At 49.8% G+C, this 3,585-nt stretch carries 2 protein-coding genes and 1 pseudogene; 1 reads left to right on the top strand and 2 read right to left on the bottom strand.

Features of this window, described 5'->3' with window-relative positions:
* Positions 1-696: GMP reductase (locus tag lacNas_RS09715; RefSeq protein WP_201346814.1), on the bottom strand; the 696-nt coding region annotated here is incomplete at its 3' end.
* Positions 697-879: 183 nt separating this feature from the next.
* Between lacNas_RS09715 and lacNas_RS09710 the strand changes: the two genes are divergently transcribed.
* Positions 880-2,169, top strand: a complete 1,290-nt coding sequence (locus lacNas_RS09710) for an adenylosuccinate synthase (protein WP_201331343.1) — start codon at positions 880-882, stop codon at positions 2,167-2,169.
* A gap of 68 nt (positions 2,170-2,237) precedes the next feature.
* Here lacNas_RS09710 and lacNas_RS09705 read toward each other — a convergent pair.
* Positions 2,238-3,585, bottom strand: a pseudogene (locus tag lacNas_RS09705) (IS3 family transposase); the annotation flags it as partial.

The raw sequence follows: 3,585 nt of genomic DNA, 5'->3' as shown, positions 1-3,585 counted from the left end.
GACCATGCTGGCCCCGAAGCGGACGGACTTGGCGATGTCGCCGTTGTGGCGGATCCCGCCGTCGGCGATCAAAGGCTTTCTGGCCACCTTGCTGCACATTCTGAGAGCCGCCAATTGCCAGCCGCCAGTCCCGAAACCGGTCTTGAGTTTGGTGATGCAGGCCTTGCCCGGGCCAACCCCGACCTTGGTGGCGTCAGCGCCGGCATTTTCCAGTTCGCGGACAGCTTCTGGCGTCGCCACGTTGCCGGCCGTCAGGAAGGTGTCCGGCATCTTTTCCTTGATGTACTTGATCATGTCGATCACGTAGACTGAGTGCCCGTGGGCCACGTCGATCGTGGTGTATTCCGGGATCAAGTTCTTTTCCACCAGTTCGTCGATGAACTTGTATTCATCGTCTTTGATGCCGACGGAAATCGAAGCAAAAAGCCCCTTGTCATGCATCATCTTGATAAAGCCAGCCCGCTTCTCCGGCTGGAAGCGGTGCATCACGTAGTAATAGCCGTTTTCAGCGAGCCAAACCGCCAGGTCGTCGTCGATGACGCTCTCCATGTTGGCGGGCACGACCGGAATCTTGAAAGTTCGGTTTCCAAACTTGACGCTCGTGTCACACTCCTTCCGGCTCTTCACGACCGCCTTGTTGGGCACCAGTTGGATATCATCATAGTCAAAAGCTTCCATGCTGAAATAATTGCTCATTTTTGCCAGCTCCTTTTTTAAAGTACCTTTGATACTTTACTGACATTTCTTCTAAAAGTCAAGGCTTATTCGAACCATTCACGAACGTTCTAAAAATATTATTCGGATTTTTGTTGACTAATTGCCCGGTAAATGCTAACCTTTCTAACGTAAGTTCTACGAAATATTTTTTGAGGTGAAAAAATGACATCAATCGCAGTTGCCGGCAGCCAATGGGGCGACGAAGGCAAGGGTAAAATTACAGACTTTTTAGGGACGACGGCAGACCTGTCCGTTCGTGCCAACGGCGGCAACAACGCCGGCCACACGATCGACTTTGACGGGCGGGAATTCAAGATGCGCCTGATTCCATCCGGGATTTTCGCTGCTAAATTGGGCGCCGTGATCGGCAACGGGGTCGTTATCAACCCTGAAGTCCTCCTGGGCGAACTGGACAACTTGGAAAAGAATGGCATTGACACCAGCAACTTGAAGATTTCCAACCGCGCTCACGTCATCATGCCTTACCACGTCATGCAGGACACTTACGAAGAAGAAGCCAAGGGCAGCCTAAAGGTCGGCACCACCAAGAACGGGATCGGGCCAACCTACATGGACAAGGCTTCCAGAATCGGCATCCGGGTCTGCGACCTGATCGATCCGGAAACTTTTGCCGAAAAGCTCCGCTTCAACCTGGAAAGCAAGAACGCGCTCTTCACCAAGGTTTACGGCAAGCCAGCCATGGACTACGACGAAATCTACAACAAGTACGTTGAATACGGCAAGCGGATCGCCAAGTACGTCTGCGACACTTCAGTCTACGTCAACGATGCTCTGGACAAGGACGAAAAGGTCCTCTTTGAAGGTGCCCAAGGGATCATGCTGGACATCGACCAGGGTACCTACCCATTCGTAAGTTCTTCCAACTCCGTTTCCGGCGGGATTGCTTCCGGCAGCGGGATCGGGGCCAACCGGATCAAGACTGTCCTGGGCATCTGCAAGGCCTACACCACCAGAGTCGGTGCCGGCCCATTCCCAACTGAACTGCACGACGAAATCGGCGACAAGATCCGTGACATCGCTCACGAATACGGCACGGTTACTGGCCGTCCGCGCCGGGTCGGCTGGTTTGACTCAGTTGCCCTCCGCCACGCCAAGCGCGTAGCCGGCATCAACGCCTTGAGTCTGAACCTGCTGGACGTCTTCAGCGGCTTTGACAAGATCAAGGTCTGCGTGGCTTACGACTTGAACGGCAAGCAGATCGACTACTACCCGGCCAACTTGAAGGAAGTTGAAGCCTGCCAGCCAGTTTACGAGGAACTGCCAGCCTGGGACGAAGACATCACTGGTGCCAAGAGCTGGGAAGACCTGCCAGAAAACGCGCAGAACTTCGTCAAGCGGATCAGTGAGATCACCGGCATCCCGGTCGTCACTGTTTCCGTCGGCCCAGACCGTGAACAAACCATCGTTTTGCAGGACCCATGGACCCTGTAAGACGGTAAAAAACGAAAACAAAGCAAAAACCGTTTTGATGTGACCCCCAAAATTGGGACAATTTAGTATTACACCGTTAAGGTTGTTAAAACATGATTCCGATATTCAATCGGGGTCATGTTTTTTCGTCCTGTCTTGATTCTTACGTTGTTGTAGTAATCGATGTATTTGTGAATAGCTTGCTCAAGCTCATTTAAGTCCTTGTATTTATGTTCTTGGCCGTAGAACATCTCCCGCTTAAGAATGCCGAAGAAGCCCTCCATTAAGCCGTCATCAAGAGAATTACCCAATCTGGACATACTCTGATCGATCCCTCTGTTAGCCAGAGCGGCTTGATATGCTTGGTGCTGATATTGCCAGCCACGGTCTGAGTGGAAAATAAGCCCGTTAAGAGCCGGGTGCTTCTCAAATGCGTCATCTAGCATGGTCATCACTTGCTTAAGGTCTGGGTGCCTAGAAATGTTGTAGGAGATGATTTCTTGGGTATAACCATCGATAATTGGAGAAAGGTAGAGCTTTTGATCTTTAAGATGGAATTCAGTCACGTCGGTAAACCAATGTCTGTCGGGAATAATTGCGTAGAAATTGCGCTTGATTAAGTCTGGCTTGATCTTGCCTTGAACGCCGTAATAGCTGCTGTATTTACGTCTCTTGCGGATTGAGATGCCGATTTTGCATGAGCCTCTGCACCTTCTTATGATTGATCTCATAGCCTTCCCGTCGAAGCTGTCCATAGATTCTCCGGTACCCATAGCGCTGGCTGTGTTCAAGATAGATCTCTTTGATTCTATCCATCAGCTTCTGGTTACCAGAAGCCTTATCTGGCTTATGGGTCTGATAGTAATAGTTGCTTCTTGAGATATGAGGCAATCCAGGATTGGCATTAATAACGTCGATAATGTACTTGACGCTAAGCCGCAATTCTTGCCTTAATTCAGTGATTGCACGAGCTAATTCTTCTTTTCTTGGCTCTTGCGTTCTTGAATTAAGGCCTCCAATTTTTTTATGTATGCAAGCTCGACTGTAAGCCTCTTTACCTGCTCTTCCAGCTCTTTGATCCGTTGTTTGTCCTTGCTTTTGGGCATTCTTGGGTGGTCTACCTTTCTTCTTGGTAATGACAGTATACCCGTTTTCTTTGAAAGAACGAAGCCAATTTGCAAGAATTCCTTGATTCGTAAGCCCTAAGTCTAAGGAAACCTGCCTAAGAGCTTCACCACCTAGCAGAACTCTATCAATGGCAGCGAGCTTGAAATCAGCAGTATATTTCTGTTGAGGGCGATCCAAAATGGCTTCGCCATGCTTTTGGATCAAGTCTACCAAATATTGGATTCCTCCACGCTCCATCCCATATTTTCGGCTGAGGTAGGTGCCTCTTCTATGATCGTCTACCCATTCGTGGTAGATAGCGAGTTTGAT

The sequence above is a fragment of the Lactobacillus nasalidis genome, assembly GCF_016587775.1.
Taxonomy (GTDB): Bacteria; Bacillota; Bacilli; order Lactobacillales; family Lactobacillaceae; genus Lactobacillus; species Lactobacillus nasalidis.
The sequence above is the reverse complement of the archived record's forward strand: the minus strand, read 5'-3'. Positions and strand labels throughout refer to the sequence as shown.